10 protein-coding genes and 1 tRNA gene are annotated in these 14,644 nt (G+C 70.2%); 8 read left to right on the top strand and 3 right to left on the bottom strand.

What is annotated here, in order from left to right; translation table 11 throughout:
- Positions 1-242: 242 nt before the first annotated feature.
- From ABD798_RS06120 to thpD, 6 genes are all read left to right on the top strand, one after another.
- Positions 243-315 (top strand) — tRNA-Thr (locus ABD798_RS06120).
- A 658-nt stretch (positions 316-973) separates the two neighbouring features.
- Positions 974-2,002 (top strand): L-glyceraldehyde 3-phosphate reductase, encoded by a 1,029-nt coding sequence (gene mgrA / locus ABD798_RS06115; RefSeq protein WP_344871518.1) that lies wholly within the window; start codon positions 974-976, stop codon positions 2,000-2,002.
- Positions 2,003-2,142: 140 nt separating this feature from the next.
- Positions 2,143-2,640, top strand: a complete 498-nt coding sequence (ectA, locus tag ABD798_RS06110) for a diaminobutyrate acetyltransferase (RefSeq protein ID WP_344872892.1) — start codon at positions 2,143-2,145, stop codon at positions 2,638-2,640.
- A gap of 55 nt (positions 2,641-2,695) precedes the next feature.
- Positions 2,696-3,937, top strand: a complete 1,242-nt coding sequence (gene ectB, locus ABD798_RS06105; protein WP_344871517.1) for a diaminobutyrate--2-oxoglutarate transaminase — start codon at positions 2,696-2,698, stop codon at positions 3,935-3,937.
- Positions 3,934-4,326, top strand: coding sequence for an ectoine synthase (locus ABD798_RS06100; protein WP_344871516.1), 393 nt, complete (start codon positions 3,934-3,936; stop codon positions 4,324-4,326). The genes ectB and ABD798_RS06100 overlap by 4 nt, the downstream gene beginning before the upstream one ends.
- Before the next feature lie 21 nt (positions 4,327-4,347).
- The gene (gene thpD / locus ABD798_RS06095) at positions 4,348-5,283 is read left to right on the top strand and encodes an ectoine hydroxylase (protein WP_425549166.1); all 936 of its coding nucleotides are present in this window, start codon (positions 4,348-4,350) and stop codon (positions 5,281-5,283) included.
- A 65-nt stretch (positions 5,284-5,348) separates the two neighbouring features.
- Here thpD and ABD798_RS06090 read toward each other — a convergent pair whose 3' ends face one another.
- The 3 genes from ABD798_RS06090 to ABD798_RS06080 all read right to left on the bottom strand — a co-directional run bounded on the left by ABD798_RS06090 (position 5,349) and on the right by ABD798_RS06080 (position 8,629).
- On the bottom strand, positions 5,349-6,857 hold the full coding sequence (locus tag ABD798_RS06090) for an alpha/beta fold hydrolase (RefSeq protein ID WP_344871515.1): 1,509 nt from the start codon (positions 6,855-6,857) through the stop codon (positions 5,349-5,351).
- 166 nt (positions 6,858-7,023) lie between these two features.
- Positions 7,024-7,461: a hypothetical protein gene (locus ABD798_RS06085; protein ID WP_344871514.1), complete on the bottom strand. Its 438-nt coding sequence runs from the start codon at positions 7,459-7,461 to the stop codon at positions 7,024-7,026.
- A 61-nt stretch (positions 7,462-7,522) separates the two neighbouring features.
- Positions 7,523-8,629, bottom strand: a complete 1,107-nt coding sequence (locus ABD798_RS06080) for an ADP-ribosylglycohydrolase family protein (RefSeq protein WP_344871513.1) — start codon at positions 8,627-8,629, stop codon at positions 7,523-7,525.
- 155 nt (positions 8,630-8,784) lie between these two features.
- Here ABD798_RS06080 and ABD798_RS06075 point away from each other — a divergent pair, with 155 nt between their 5' ends.
- Positions 8,785-11,616: an AfsR/SARP family transcriptional regulator gene (locus ABD798_RS06075; RefSeq protein WP_344871512.1), complete on the top strand. Its 2,832-nt coding sequence runs from the start codon at positions 8,785-8,787 to the stop codon at positions 11,614-11,616.
- Complete coding sequence (locus ABD798_RS06070) at positions 11,613-14,432, top strand: AfsR/SARP family transcriptional regulator (RefSeq protein WP_344871511.1); 2,820 nt, start codon at positions 11,613-11,615, stop codon at positions 14,430-14,432. Before ABD798_RS06075 ends, ABD798_RS06070 begins: the two co-directional genes overlap by 4 nt.
- Positions 14,433-14,644: the final 212 nt, after the last annotated feature.

Here is a 14,644-nt window from a genome sequence, read left to right as displayed (position 1 = left end):
ACAGGCGGCCACACCGAGATTAGCCAGTACCGGCACACCCCACGCCCGGCCGTTATCGCCGTCACATTCAGTGAGTTCATCGGCGCCCCACGCCCGGCCTTGAGCCGCCGAACGGCCCCTTTGACCTGCGCCGAGTCCCCACGGAGATCATCTCTAGGTTGCTTGCGCCCCATGCCAGTCCCGGTCTGCACGAGCCATCGGTGTGCTTACGATGTGCACGGGTCACGCTCTCACCGACCCGTGCTGGTGTAGCTCAATTGGCAGAGCACCCGCCTTGTAAGCGGAAGGTTGCGGGTTCGAGTCCCGCCACCAGCTCCCGTGTGTTCGGTGCGCTGCGCGCACCTTCCCGGCCTCCTCGCACTGCCCGGGGGCCGAGCCCCCGGAGCCCCCACGGTGCGAGCTCCTCGCCCCGACTGCGTGCTCACGTTGGGTGTTGACCAGCCTTCGGCGGTCAGGCCCCAGCGTTGGGGTGTGACCGGCCTTCGGCGGTCGCTCCCAGCCTTGGCTTGCGTTGGGTTGGGTTTGGTGGTCTTCAAGTACGGCGAACCCCCGTTTCTGGGGTCTCTAACGGCAGCAAACCCTCGTTGCGGTGGGGTTTGTGGTTGTTGGAGACGGATTTGGCGGGGGTTTGGGGTACTTGAAGACCGGCGAACCCACCCCGCTGGAGCGGACGGCCGCCTGGTCGACGGGGGTAGCAGGGGGGAGGGCGCTCAACTCTGCTGGGACGGGAGTCGAGGTCGGCTTTACCTGGGGTGCGCGTGCCATACGCTCGCGCGAGGGCCGGGGTTTCATCCCGTGCCCCTGTGAGGCCCAGGGGCACGCGCGAGGGGCCCCAGGTCAAGCCGACACCAGCGCAACCACCAGGCCCTGAACGCAAGGACCAGCGCAATCACGCGGGGTGCAGAGCGAGCCGGGAACGTGAAGCGTCAACTAGGCTCGCCACCGAGAAGTGCCCAGCGGTGATCGGAGACGCATGTCCCACCAGGCCGAGCCCAGTCGCTACGACCGCATGACCTACCGGCGGTGCGGGCGCAGCGGACTCGACCTCCCGGCGGTGTCCCTGGGGCTGTGGCAGAACTTCGGCGCGGACCGGGGCTACGTCGGCGGGCGCGACATCGTGTTGCGGGCCTTCGACTGGGGTGTCACGCACTTCGACCTCGCGAACAACTACGGACCTCCCTACGGCTCGGCCGAGGAGAACTTCGGCCGGATGCTGGCGACGGACCTGCGCGGCTACCGCGACGAGCTGGTGATCTCCACCAAGGCGGGCTACGACATGTGGCCGGGGCCGTACGGCAACGGCGGATCGCGGAAGTACCTGCTCAGCTCGCTGGACGCCTCGTTGACGCGCCTGGGGCTGGACTACGTCGACGTCTTCTACTCGCACCGCTTCGACCCGGACACGCCGTTGGAGGAGACCATGGGCGCGCTGGCGTCCGCGGTCAGCCAGGGCAAGGCGCTCTACGTCGGCATCTCCTCCTACTCGGCGGAGAAGACCCGTGAAGCGCACGCGATCCTGCGCGAACTGGGCGTCCCGGCGCTGATCCACCAGCCCTCGTACTCGATGCTCAACCGCTGGATCGAGACGGAGCTGCTGGACACCCTCGGCGAGCTGGGCATGGGCTGCATCGCGTTCTCGCCGCTGGCCCAGGGCATGCTGACCGACCGCTACCTCAACGGCGTTCCGGAGGGTTCGCGGGCGAGCCAGCACGGTTCCCTGCGGCCGGAGCACCTCAGCGACGAGAACATCGCGCGGGTGCGGGCGCTCAACGAGATCGCCTCGGCGCGCGGGCAGAGCCTGGCTCAGCTCGCGCTGTCGTGGGCCTTGCGCGACGATCGGGTCACCTCGGTGCTCGTCGGAGCCAGCTCGGTGCGGCAGCTGGAGCAGAACCTGGCCGCGCTGGACCGCCTGGACCTCTCCGGCGACGAGCTGACGGAGATCGACAAGCACGCTGTCGAGTCGGGCATCGACCTCTGGGCCACCTCCCGCAACTCGGGCTGATCGCCCTTAACAAAGGCGTTCACAAGAAGGCAAGCGTTACGTAGCCTTCATCACGCATGTTTCTGCGAATGCGCAGGCACATGCGATTCGCGATCTTCGGAGACTGGCGCGAAAAAATTACTCTGTTACGTTCACATGACATGGCAGAAGGTCGCCAGCAACTCCTCCAGATCGATCAACCCGCACTTGCCGACGGCGCTGAGATGTGGCGGGTCGCGCGCGATTCCGGAACCCTCGACCTGAATTCTCCTTACGCCTATCTGTTGTGGTGCAGGGACTTCGCCGAAACTTCGGCGGTCGCTCGCACAAAAGGTGGTTTAGCGGGGTTCGTCACGGGGTACACGCGACCGGATGAGCGCGAGACGCTCATGGTGTGGCAGGTCGGCGTCGACGCCGCGCACCGAGGTCAGGGCGTGGCTTCCGCGCTGCTCCAGGCCGTGGTGGACCGCGCGGTGAGCCAGGGGGCGCGGTGGCTGGAAACCACCATCACCGCCGACAACCGGGCCTCCATCGCCCTGTTCTCCGCGCTCGCCAGAAGCCGCGGTGCCCGGCTCTCGGTCAGTGGTCTCTTCGGTGACGACCTGTTCGCGGGGAGTCATATCGCAGAGGATCTCTACCGGATAGGTCCTTTCGTCTAGTCGCTCTCCTTCCAACGTATCCCGAGTCCGCTGACGGATGATCGGACGGTTTTGCATGGAAATCTTCGAGGCTCTTGAGTCGGAAGTCCGCTCGTATTGCCGGGGCTGGCCGACGGTATTCGACACCGCTACGGGCAGTCATATGACCGACGAGGACGGCAACCGCTACCTCGACTTCTTCGCCGGGGCGGGCGCGCTGAACTACGGGCACAACCCGCCGGAGCTGAAGCGGGACCTGCTCGACTACCTCGCCCGCGACGGGGTCACCCACGGGCTGGACATGAGCACCAGCGCCAAACGGCGGTTCCTGGAGACCTTCCAGCGCAGGGTGCTCAAGCCGAGGGGACTGGACTACAAGATCCAGTTCCCCGGGCCGACCGGGGCGAACTCGGTGGAGTCCGCGCTGAAGCTGGCCCGCAAGGTCACCGGCCGCGAGCCGGTCATCAGCTTCACCAACGCCTTCCACGGGATGACCCTCGGCGCGCTCTCGGTCACCGGCAACGCGATGAAGCGCGGCGGTGCCGGGGTGTCGCTGACCAGCACGGTGCCGATGCCCTTCGACAACTACCTCGACGGCCAGATGCCGGACTTCCTGCTGTTCGAGCGCTTGCTGCTGGACAGCGGCAGCGGGCTGGACAGCCCGGCCGCGGTGATCGTGGAGACGGTGCAGGGCGAGGGCGGCATCAACGTGGCGCGCGCGGAGTGGCTGCGCGGGCTCTCCGAGCTGTGCAAGCGGCACGACATGCTGCTGATCGTCGACGACGTGCAGATGGGCTGCGGCCGCACCGGCCCGTTCTTCAGCTTCGAGGAAGCCGGGATCACCCCGGACATCGTGTGCCTGTCCAAGTCGATCAGCGGCTACGGCCTCCCGCTGTCGCTGACGCTGATCAAGCCGGAGCACGACGTCTGGGAGCCGGGCGAGCACAACGGCACCTTCCGGGGCAACAACCCGGCGTTCGTGACCGCGACCACCGCGCTGGACACCTACTGGGCCGACGACGCGCTGGAGCGCTCGACGCTGGCCAAGGGCGAGTGGATCAACTCCGAGCTGTCCGCCATCGCCGCCTCCGGCGAGGGGATGTCCGTGCGCGGGAGGGGACTCGCGCAGGGGCTGGCCTTCGAGCAGGCCGACCGCGCGGGCAAGGCGTGCCGCGCCTCCTTCGACCGGGGCCTGCTGGTGGAGACCTCGGGGCCGGAGAGCGAGGTCGCCAAGCTGATGCCCGCGCTGACCATCACCGACGCCGAGCTGGAGCGGGGACTCGCCCTGTTCGCCGATGCCGTGAGGAGCTGCCAGTGATCGTCCGGAACCTCTCCGAGATCGAGAACACCGAGTATGACGTCCGTGCGGAGACCTGGCGCAGCAGGCGGATCGTCCTGGCCAAGGAGGGCGTCGGCTTCTCCGTGCACGACACCGTGCTCTACGCCGGGACAGAGACCGCCATGTGGTACGCGAATCACGTCGAGGCCGTCTACTGCATCGAGGGCGAGGGCGAGCTGATCAACGACGAGACGGGTGAGGTGCACCCGATCTCCCCGGGGACGCTCTACCTCCTCGACGGGCACGAGAAGCACCGGCTGCGGTGCAAGACCGACGTGCGCACGGTCTGCGTGTTCAACCCGCCCGTCACGGGCAGGGAGGTGCACGACGAGCACGGTGTCTACCCGTTGCTGACCGAGTCCGCCTGAACCTGACGCGCGAGGAGCGAGATGACCACCATCGACACCGGCACCCTGTACGGCAACCTCGTCGAGGACAGGTACCCGACCCGCTGCAAGAACTACCCGATGATGCTGCGCCGCCCCGACCCCGTGGTGTGGCCGACCGAGGGCGGCACGACCGCCACCGGGCCGATCGACGCGGACGCGGTCGCCGACTACGACGCCAAGGGGTTCCTGTCGGTCGACTCGCTGCTCACGGGCGAGGAGGTGGCGCTCTACCGCGACGAACTGGACCGGCTGGCCGCCGACCCCGCGATCAAGGCCGATGAGCGCACGGTGGTGGAGAAGTCCTCCAACGAGGTTCGCTCGATCTTCGAGGTGCACCGGATCAGCTCCGCCATCGCGCAGCTGGTGCGCGACCCGAGGGTGGTGGACCGCGCGCGGCAGCTGCTGGGCTCCGAGGTCTACGTGCACCAGAGCCGGATCAACTACAAACCGGGCTTCACGGGCGGCTCGTTCTACTGGCACTCCGACTTCGAGACCTGGCACGCCGAGGACGGCATGCCGGGCATGCGCGCGGTCAGCATCTCCATCGCGCTCACTGACAACCACCCGTTCAACGGTGGCCTGATGATCATGCCGGGCTCGCACCGCACGTTCGTCAGCTGCGTCGGCGAGACACCGGCCGACCACTACAAGGAATCGTTGCGGGAACAGGAGATCGGCACCCCGGACAACGACAGCCTGACCGTGCTCGCCGGGCGCTACGGCATCGAGCAGTTCACCGGGCCCGCTGGTTCGGCGGTCATGTTCGACTCGAACTGCATGCACGGGTCCAACGGCAACATCACGCCGTTCCCGCGCTCCAACATCTTCGTGGTGTTCAACAGCGTCGAGAACGTGCTCGTCGAGCCGTTCTCCGCGCCGACGCCTCGGCCGCCGTTCATCGCGAGCAGGGACTTCACCCCGGTCGGGAACGGGTGATGGAGGTGGTGGCGGACCCGCACTCGGGGTCGCGGGTCCGCCACCACGCACTCGGCAGCGGGTGATCAGCCCTGTGGCACGCGCTGGAGTGCGCCGTCGTCCATCCGCTGAGCCGGCGGCGCAGTGGGCCACTCAGCCGCGCAGTGGGTGTTCGGCGCGGGCAGGCGCAGCGAGGTCAGGTAGGTCTCGATGTGCCCGCGAGCGCACTTGCTGCGCGAGAACTGCCCGTGGCCGACGCCGTCGTAGTGCAGCAGCACAGCGTTCTTGATCTGCTTGGCAGCGGCCAGGTTCCACTCGCGCGGGGTCGCCACGTCGTGCTTCGCCGTCACCATCAGGATCGGTGGCGCATCCTTGATCGACAGCCGGTGCTGGGGGTTGGTGACCTTGGCGGGCCAGCCGAGGCACGCGGTGACGTCGCCCCAGAACGGGCTGAGCTTGGTGTGCGGGGCGAGGCGCTCGAGGCGCTTCAGCATCGACCTGAACTCCCCGGCGCCGTTGACCCGCCAAGCCCAGTCCTGGCACCAGATCGCCTGGTACGGGTTCTCCGCGAGTTCTCCGGCAGCGGGAGCCGCAGCGACCCGGGCGCCGCCTGAGTCCAGCGCGGCGAGGCGGGTGGCGAGCGGGAACCACCGCTGCTCCGGCCGGTACATCGCCACGAACAGCTCCTCGCGCAGCGCGGATGCGGTCAGCGGCTTGCCGGTGGCCGGATCGGTCAGCTTCCCGGCCTCGGCCTTGGCGAAGAGCCCGTCCCAGACCTTGCGGACGTCCTTGCCGTTCAAGGCGCAGGGCTGGGTGCGCTCGCACCAGTCGGCGAACTCGGTGAACGAGCCTTCGAGGTCGCGCGTCGCCGTTTCCAAGTACTGGTAGGCGGAGGTGATGCTGTGATCCATGTTCGAGTCGATCACCATCGCGCGCAGCCGCTTGCCGAACAGCTCCGCGTACTGCTGACCGACCTGCGTGCCGTAGGAGAAGCCGAGGAAGTTGATCTTTTCCTCGCCGAGCGCCGCGCGGATCGAGTCCATGTCCCGCACGGTGTTCACCGTGTCCACGTGGTCGACCAGCGGGCCGGTGTTCTTGCGGCAGTCGGCGCCCACTTCGGCGTTGTGCGCGAGCAGCGCCTTGAAGTCCGCGTCGGTGACCGGGACCGCGCTCGGGCCGCGCGCCAGCAGGTCCTTGTCGCACTTGACCACGTTGCTGAGCCCGACCCCGCGCGGGTCCCAACTGATGATGTCGAAACGCGCGCGCAGCTCGCTGTCGTCCGGGATGCTCCGGCCGGTGATGAAGCTGCCGATCCCGGAGCCGCCGGGGCCGCCGGGGTTGGCCAGCAGGACGCCGATCCGTCGCGCCGGGTCGGTGGCCTTGAGCCTGCCGATCGCCAGGTTGATCTTCGCGCCGTCCGGCCGGGCCCGGTCGAGCGGAACGGGGATCGTCGCGCACTCGCCCTTGAACTTGTCACCGCATTCCGACCACGCGATGGAGCCGGTCGGAGCGGTGTTCGCGGTGGCCGTCGGCGCGCACATCGACACGAGCGCCGTTGCGACCAGAAGCGATCCCGTTGCGGATCGTTTTCGCATTCCTATTCCCCCAGGTCAGCGTTGTCTAATCGAATGCACGCTATAGCCGGGGCTTTGGTCGATACAGCGAGTTTCAATGATTCTTCTGAACGCGGACAGCGCTGGAGGGCCGTCCCAGGGGGGTGAGAACGGCCCTCCAGCGCTCCCCGAGCGAGGGTTCGTGGGGTTAGAAGTTGTTCGCGTTCATGCTCGGGTTCACATTCGGCTGCTGCTGGTGTTCGTCGTGCCTGCGCTCTTCGAACTGCGCGTTGGTCTCCTGCGTGAGCAGCTGCGAGCTCTGCCGTTCACGCATGTTGCGCAGCACCGACAGGGCCACCGCGTGCGCCGCACCGAGCAGCAGCAGGACGATGCCCAGCTTGGTGACGACCTGCTGCACGGCGCCCTCGACGGGGATGTTGACCGTGGAGAGCAACATCAGCAGGCCCAGCGTGATGATGTGGAAGAGCACGCCGATCATGCGGCCCATCGAGTTCGCGGCCTTCTCGTCGGCATAGGCCGAGCGCAGGTAGCCGCGACTGGCGCGCATGATCAGCTGCCCGTCCGCGATGACGAGGATGGCGCCGACGATCAGGAAGGCGAAATAGGCGTTCAGGTTCTCTTCCACCGCCGACCTCCTCCGAGCTTGGGGACCCTCGGGTACCCGATGTGCGCGGAGGGAAACCGGCTCAGAACCCGTAGTAGTCCTCGTCGAAGCCGTTACCGGTGCACGAGGCCGCGAGATCCCTGCCCACCTGGTCGATCAGGTCGGACAGTTCGAGCCTGCCGACCCACTCACGCGGCAGCGCGGCGGCTCCGTGCAGCGCGCCGAGCAGGTTGCCGGTGATCGAGGCGGTCGAGTCGCTGTCGCCGGAGTGGTTGGCGGCCAGCCGCAGCGCGTCGGGGAAGCGCTCGGGCGTGCGGTGCGAGAGCGCGGAGTAGACGGCGATCGCCAGCGCCTCCGGGCCGACCCAACCGCCGCCGAGCCGTTCGATCGAGCGGTCCGACGGGCCTCCGGTGACCACGCGGCGGCCGAACACCTTGGCCTCGCGCACCTGCTCCGCCTTGGAGCTGTCGTACCCGGCGAGCGCGACGGCGGCGGCCAGGGCGTGCGCGGTCTCGCGGTCGTCGCGCAGCACCCGCCCGGTCGCCTGGTCCACGGCCTCCACCAGGGAGCGGCGGCGGATGGCCACCAGGTGCACGATCATCGCCAGCGCCCCGGCGGGAGCCCAGCCCGCGGGACTGCCGTGGGTCAGCGAGGCGAACTCGCAGCCCAGGCCGTAGGCCGTCTCGGCGGTCGGCGCGAAGCCCGCGGGTGCGACGCGCATCACGCCGCCGCAGCCGCGCGAGTCGTTGATCGGGTGCTCCGGGTCGGGGACCTCGGACAGCTCGTTGGCGCCCTGGAGCACGCGCAGGCAGGTCACACCGGGCGCGCGGCTGGCGTAGAGCCGCTTGTCGGTGAGCAGGCCGACCGAGTCGGGGGAGGGCGCGCGCTGCTGCTGCGAGTCCAGCCAGCGCCGGTAGCTCAGCCAGACCATCGCGGCCGGACCCCACTGCCCCTGGTGCTTGCCGCGCACCCACGCCCGCAGGTAGCCCTCCGCCGTGAACAGCGTCATCTGCGTGTCGTCGGTGATCAGCCCGAGCCTGGGCGGGTGGGTGACGCCCGCGGGGCCGTACTCCTTGCGGATCTCGTCGAGCCGCATGAACTCCACGGGCGCGCCAAGGGCATCGCCGAGCGCCCCGCCCAGCAGGCACCCGGCGCCACGGTCTGCGACGACGGTCGGGTCCAGGGGCACACCACTGACCCTAGTGCTTTCGGCCGTTCTGCCCCCGGCTTTGCCGGTCTTCGACAACGGCGGCGCCGGCACACCTGCCGGAAGGTATGCGGAACCTTGAACCGGCCTGACCATTGCACCATTGGGCGGTAGCCGAAACGTCGTATTGTTTGCTGGTGCGATCATCGGCGGCCGAAGCGAGGGACCTGGAGTTCCGGCTGCTCGGTCAGGTCGAGGTGCTCGCGAACGGGATTCCGGTTCCGCTCGGCGGAGCCGGGGTGCGCAGGCTGCTCGCGCTGCTGGTGCTGGAGGCCAACCAGGTCGTCGGCCGGGGCCGCATCGCCGACGTGCTGTGGGAGGAGGAGCCGCCCTCCACCGCGCGCACGATCATCCAGGGCTACGTCTCCAAGCTGCGCAAGCTCCTCGTCGAGCACGCGCCCGGCGACCGCGTGGAGATCATCACGCGTTCGTCCGGCTACCAGCTGCGCGTCGACCACGACCTCGTCGACCTGCGCAGGGCCACCGCGCTGATCGACCGAGCGCGCGGGTTGCCGCCCGCCGGGCGCGCCGAGCTGCTCGCCGAGGCGCTGCGGCTGTGGCGCGGGCCGGTGCTGGGCGGTGTGAAGGCCGGTCGGCTGGAGCACGTCGTCTACGAGCTGGAGGAACTGCGGCTGGTCGCGCTGGAGGACCGGATCGCCGCCGACCTGGAGCTGGGGCGGCACGCCGACCTGGTCGCCGAGCTGTCCGGACTGCTGGCGCGGCACCCGTTCCGGGAGCGGATGGTCTCCCAGCTCGTGCTCGCGCTCTACCGCAGCGGCAGGCGGGCGACCGCGCTCGGCACCTTCCAGGACTTCACCGTCCGCCTCGCCGACGAGCTGGGCATCGACCCCGGGCCGCAGCTGCGCGCGCTGCACGAGCGCGTCGTCCGCGACGACCCTTCGCTGCACTGGGCGCCCGCCGTGAGCGAGCAGGGCGCTTCGGTGCCGCGCAGGCCCGCGCAGCTGCCGCCGTCGCCCGCCGGGTTCACCGGGCGGGAGCGCGAGATCGCCGCGCTGGACGCGCTCCTGGTCGGCAGGGACGAGCGGCCGAGCCCGGTGATCGCGACCGTGGTGGGCGCGGCCGGTGTCGGCAAGAGCGCGCTCGCGGTGACGTGGTCCCGCCAGGTCTCACCCGAGTTCCCGGACGGGCAGCTCTTCGCCGGGCTGCACGGCTTCGACCCCGAACACCCCGCCGCCGAGCCGAGCCGGGTGCTGCGCCGGTTCCTGATCGCGCTCGGCGTCGCCCCGGAGGCGGTCCCGGTCGAGGAGGACGAGCGCGTCGCGCTGTACCGGTCGTTGCTGGCCGGGCGGCGGATGCTGGTGCTTCTGGACGACGCCCGCGACTCCGAGCAGGTCCGGCCGCTGCTCCCGGGTGACAGCGGTTCGCTGGTGCTGGTGACCAGCAGGCGCAGGCTCGGCGGCCTCGCGGTGTCGGTCGGCGCGAGCGTGCTGACCCTGGACACGCTGCCGGAGTCGGAGGCGGTGCGGATCATCGAGGCCGCTGCGGGGGAGCGGGCCGCGCGCGAGGCGGTCAGCCTGCGGGTGCTCGCCCAGCTCTGCGGGGGCCTGCCGCTGGCGCTGCGGATCGTCGCCGCCCGGCTCGTGGTGAACCCGGACCGCTCCGCCGCCGACCTCGTCGCCGAGCTCGCCGACGAGCGGGAACGCTTGGCAGCACTGGACACCGACGACGCCGAGATCTCCGTGCGCGGGGTCTTCGACGTCTCCTACCGGCACCTCTCCGAGCAGGCCGCGATGCTGTTCCGGCTGACCGGTCTGGTGCCGGGGCGCGAGGTCACGCCGCTGTCCATGGCCGCGATGGCGGGCATCGACCCGAGCGCGGCGCGGCGCGGGCTGCGCTCGCTGGCCGCCGCGCACCTGATCGCCGAGCAGCGACCCGACCGCTTCGTCATGCACGACCTGCTTCGCTTGCACGGCAGGGAAAAGGCGCGCACCGACCTCACCGAGCGGGAGCGCGTGGCGGCCAGGCGGCAGCTCGTGCGCTTCTCCCTGACGACCGCTGATCTCGCCAGGCGCGCCATCCGCCCGGCGGGTGACGAGCTGAGCTTCCCCGCCGAGCCGGGCCAGCTGCTGCCCGAGGTCGACACCCCGGCCAAGGCGCTGGAGTGGTTCGACGCCGAGCTGGGCAACCTGATCGAGCTGCAACGCGGTCTGCTGGAGGAGGGCGATGACGTCGAGGCGTGGGTGCTGCCGAGGCTGATGCTGAACTTCTTCTCCGCCCGCTGCCTGGTGGACGAGTGGATCACCACGCACCGCCGCGCGCTGCCCGCCACCGACCGCCTCGCCGACCAGCACGCCGAGGTCACCACGCGGATCGGCCTGACCGTCGCACTGGCGCGGGCGAACCGGCACGCCGACGCGCTGGAGCAGGCGATGGCCGCGCGCGCGGCCGCGAAAGCCCTTGGCAGCGCCAGGGACATCGGCACCACCACGGCCAACGTGGGCATGGTGCTGATGGAGCTGGCCCGCTACACCGACGCACTGTCCTATGTGGAGGAAGCGCTGCGGCTGGCCGAGGAGTGCGGTGACGCGCTGAACCGGGCGAGCTGCACGTTGAACCTGGGCTTCATCCAGAAAGCCTTGGGGGACATCGATTCCGCGGTTCTGCGGCTGCGCGAGGGGATCGAGCTGAGCAGGCGGACCGGGGACAGGGAGACGCTGGCGCTCGGGCTGGTGTGGCTCGGCGACACCATGGTCGAGCTGGGCGAGCGCGACGCGGCGCGGCGGCTGTTCTGGGAGGCGCTGGAGATCGCCGAGCACATCGGCGTGCCGATCGAGCAGGCGCGCGCCCGGCGCGGGCTCGGCGACGTCGCGATGGCCGACGGCGACGCCGTTGCGGCCGGCGAGGAGTGGGCAAGGGCGCTGGAACTGTTCGAGCGACTCGGACTTGCCGAAGTGGAAAGCGTTCGCGGCCGGTTGTCCGCGCTGTCCGGTCAGGAGAGGTCCGCGTGAGCCCGCTGGGGTTCCGGGTGCTCGGGCCGGTGGAGATCATCACCGACCGCGAGGTGGTCCAGGTCGGCAGCCGGGGCGCGCGCACGCTGCTGGCCCTGCTGCTGCTGGAGGTCAACCAGGTCGTCTCGGTCGCGCACATCGAGGACGTGCTGTGGGAGCACAAGCCGCCGTCGACCGGGCGCACGATAATGCAGAGCTACGTCTCCCGGCTGCGCAAGCTCTTCGCCGAGATCGCCCCCGGCGGCGAGGTGGAGATCATCACCCAGCCGCCCGGCTACCTGCTGCGCGCCGATCCCGAGCTGATCGACCTGCACCGCGTGCAGTCGATGATCTCCGGGGTCGGCGAGCTGGACGCGCGGCGGCGGGCGGAGGTGCTCGGCGGGGCACTGGCGCAGTGGCGCGGGCAGGCGCTGGCCGACCTGCCGTCCGAGCGCCTGCGCACCGGGGTCGCCGCCGATCTCGAGGAGTTCCGCCTCGGGCTGCTCGAGGACCGCATCGACGCGGACCTGGAGCTGGGGCGGCACGCGGAGCTGCTCAGCGAGCTGTCCGGACTGCTTGCGCGACAACCCTTCCGCGAGCGGATGATCGGTCAGCTGATGATCGCGATGCACCGCTGCGGTCAGCGCGCCGAAGCCATCGGCAGCTACCTGCGCTACCGCAGGCTGCTCGCGGAGGAGCTCGGCGTCGACCCCGGCACCACGCTGCGCGACCTCTACGCCAGCCTGCTGCGCGACGACCAGGAGGTGCAGGCCAAGGGCTCCCAGGTCACCCCGCGCGGCACCGCGACCGTGCTCCGCCCGGCTCAGCTCCCGCCCGCACCAGCGGGATTCGCGGCGCGGGAGAGCGAACTGTCCTGGATGGACAGTCTGCTCGGCGATGGTGACGGGACCGGTGCTGCGCCACGTGTCGCGCTCGTCGTCGGCACGGCGGGCATGGGCAAGAGCGCGCTCACGGTCAGCTGGGCGCGCCGCGTGGCCGACCGCTTCCCCGACGGCCAGCTCTACGCGTCGCTGCGTGGTTTCGACCCCGAGCGCGCGCCCGTCGAGCCCGCCGAGGTGCTGCGCCAGTTCCTTGTGGCACTGGGGATCGCGCCCGCCGGAGTTCCGGTGGACCTCGACGAGCGGATCGCGCTCTACCGGTCGCTGCTCGCCGATCGCAAGGTGCTCGTGCTGCTCGACGACGCGCGCGACGCCGAGCAGGTGCGCGATCTGCTCCCGGTCGCCTCCGGCTCGCTCGCCCTGGTGGCCAGCCGTCGTCGGCTCGGCGGCCTGTCGGTCTCCGCGGCGGCCCGCGTGCTGACGCTGGACGCGTTGCCCACCAACGATGCTGTGCGCATCCTGGCCGGAGCGCTCGGCGACGACCGGGTGGAGGACCCCGAGGACCTGCGCCGCCTCGCGGAGCTGTGCGGCGGGCTCCCGCTGGCGCTGCGGATCGTGGCGGCGCGGCTCGCGGTGAACCCGAACCGCTCGGTCGCCACCGTGGTCGCCGAGCTGACCGACGAGCAGCAGCGGCTCGGCGCGCTGGGCACCGAGGACGACGACATCTCCGTGCGCGGCGCCCTGGACATGACCTTCCACAGCCTCGGCGAGTCGCTGGCGCGGGTGTTCCGCCTGCTCGGAGTGCTGCCCGGCACCGACGTGACGCCTCAGCTGCTCGCCGTCATGGCCGGGGTGGAAGCGGCGTGCGCCCGGCGTTCCCTGCGCGCGCTCGCGGCGGCGCACCTGGTCAACGAGTACCGCGCGGACCGCTTCACCATGCACGACCTGACCCGGCTCTACGCGCGTTCGCTCGCCCGTTCCCAGCTGCCGCACGCCACGCGCGTCGTGGTGGAGAACCGGGCCGTCGACCACTACCTGACCGGCCTCGACCACACGCGGCGCGCGCTGCGCCCGACGTTCACCGGGCCGCACTACGCCGCCGAGCACCCCGAGCTGGTCCCCGCCGAGGTGGTCGACCGCAGGACCGCGATGGCGTGGCTCGACGACGAGTGGCCGAACCTGATGGCGCTGGTGCGCTTCAGCCACGCCACCGGCCGGTTCGAGGCGACGTGGACGGCCACCCACATGCTCAGCGCGTACCTGTTCGCCCGCTGCCCGTGGGAGGTGTGGTTCGAGTTCACCGAGCTCGGCATCGACGCGGCGCAGCGGCTCGGTGACCGCTTCGCCGAGGTGCGGATGCTCAACACGGCGGGCCTGGCCTACCGCAACAGCGAGCAGAACGAGCTGTCCATGGCCTACTACATGCGCGGCTACCGGCTCGCGGAGGAGATCGGCGATCCGCACCACGTCGCGTTGATCGCCACGAACATGGTGCCGGGCCTGTTCGACCGAGGGGACACCGAGGAGGCCGAGCGCTACTGCCGCCTCAGCGTCGATCTGGCGCGGCGGATCGAGGACATGTTCGTGCTGCCGCTGGCGCTGACCAACCTCGGCGAGATCTGCAAGCGCAAGGGCGAGCACGAGCAGGCGCTCGCGCACTTCCAGGAGGTCCTCGCGCTGCACCAGCGGATGGAGAACTTCGACCGCATCGGCATGGCGTGGCTCAACCTCGGCCAGGTCAGCGAGGCCATGGGGGAGCTGGAGGCCGCCGAGCGCTACCTCCGCGACGCCGCGCGCGACACGGCCGCCGCGGACTCGGTGCTGCTGGAGGCGTGGTCGTGCCAGAGCCTGGGCCGCGTGCTGCGGCTGCGCGGGGAGCGGGAGGAGGCCGCGGCGGTGCTGACGCGGGCACTGGAGCTCTTCGGCGGGCTCGGGCTCAGCTCGGCCGACGACGTGCGGGCTGAGCTGGAAGAACTCGCCGCTGAACGGGTCGTTTAGCGATCGTTTAGCGTCCCGCGTCGCGAGCCTGGCAACCTAGGTAACGACGTCGTTTGGTTCGCGCTGGATCGGCGTCACCGGGTGGTCCTGGGGGAAACCTCACCAGAGGTCATGATCATCCGCTTTGTCTCGGCCGGCACCCGCGTCCCCGGGTGCCGGCCGATGGCAGTTTCGGGGACTGTTCGTTTCGGGGTCCGGCGGTCGAGGTACTA

The organism is Allokutzneria multivorans (genome assembly GCF_039537405.1).
In the GTDB taxonomy this organism is placed as follows: domain Bacteria; phylum Actinomycetota; class Actinomycetes; order Mycobacteriales; family Pseudonocardiaceae; genus Allokutzneria; species Allokutzneria multivorans.
Note: the sequence above shows the minus strand (reverse complement) of the source record. Positions and strands in the feature narration are given on the sequence as shown.

Bases quoted from the DNA above. Each gene is read 5' to 3' on its own strand.
- ectB (WP_344871517.1), top strand. From the start codon at position 2,696: ATGGAAATCTTCGAGGCTCTTGAGTCGGAAGTCCGCTCGTATTGCCGG.
- ectA (WP_344872892.1), top strand. From the start codon at position 2,143: ATGGCAGAAGGTCGCCAGCAACTCCTCCAGATCGATCAACCCGCACTT.
- ABD798_RS06090 (WP_344871515.1), bottom strand. From the start codon at position 6,857: ATGCGAAAACGATCCGCAACGGGATCGCTTCTGGTCGCAACGGCGCTC.
- mgrA (WP_344871518.1), top strand. From the start codon at position 974: ATGTCCCACCAGGCCGAGCCCAGTCGCTACGACCGCATGACCTACCGG.
- thpD (WP_425549166.1), top strand. From the start codon at position 4,348: ATGACCACCATCGACACCGGCACCCTGTACGGCAACCTCGTCGAGGAC.